The following is a 749-nucleotide window of genomic DNA, read 5'->3' as shown; positions in this document are numbered from 1 at the left end:
TCACTATATCTTAGCTCACACATGGAGTTCATGATCTTCTTGTATATTCCCTTGAAAGTCGTTTTGTTATAGTAATTTTTATTCTGATCTTTCATCTTATATAGTCCAATGTAGTTCTTTAAATACTTGTCTGATATCCCTCTATATCCATGCAAAAACAATTCAATAGACGAATGCAATCTATTGACCTTATCCAATGTATATCCGTCCTTTTCTTTCTTGCCTGATGGTATCTTAATCCATTTGACTCCTAACTTTTTCATCAGTCCATGATATGAGCGTAAGCTGTCACTGACAACTGTACATTGTGAAGGAATTTTGTCTTTATATATTTCATAGAGATTCTTGGTATGTATTCTTCCTCTTTCTGATACCTGTATCACTTTATTGTTGTGCTCATCTATGGCACAGACAATGTTTCTCTTCTGATCGCTGATTCCTCTTTTCTTCTTTGATTCTTTATCTTCAACTGTTATTCCAGGATGTTTAACATCTGAAAGTTTTTCATCAAGGTAAACAACTCCATCTAGTATGCGATCTTCAGCTGTGAGAGAAGCACATACACTCAGTATCTTATGTCTCCACACAAGAGATGTATGTTCGCATATGCCTGCAATATGAGCAGACTGAACAATGGTATCACCACGAAAGAGTGATTCCATATACAGATACCATTGATAGGCTTCCTTCTTTGAATATGAAAACAAAGTTCCTGTCATGGGCGAGAAAGTCTTATGACAATGTTTGCA

At 35.5% G+C, this 749-nt stretch carries 1 protein-coding gene; it reads right to left on the bottom strand.

Annotated elements, in window-relative coordinates:
• Positions 1–662: IS1595 family transposase (locus tag B5E87_RS14835; RefSeq protein WP_158095641.1), on the bottom strand; the 662-nt coding region annotated here is incomplete at its 3' end.
• Positions 663–749 lie beyond the last annotated feature (87 nt).

It is taken from the genome of Massilimicrobiota sp. An142 (genome assembly GCF_002160725.1).
Lineage (GTDB): Bacteria > Bacillota_I > Bacilli_A > Erysipelotrichales > Coprobacillaceae > Allocoprobacillus > Allocoprobacillus merdigallinarum.
Note: the sequence above shows the minus strand (reverse complement) of the source record. Positions and strands in the feature narration are given on the sequence as shown.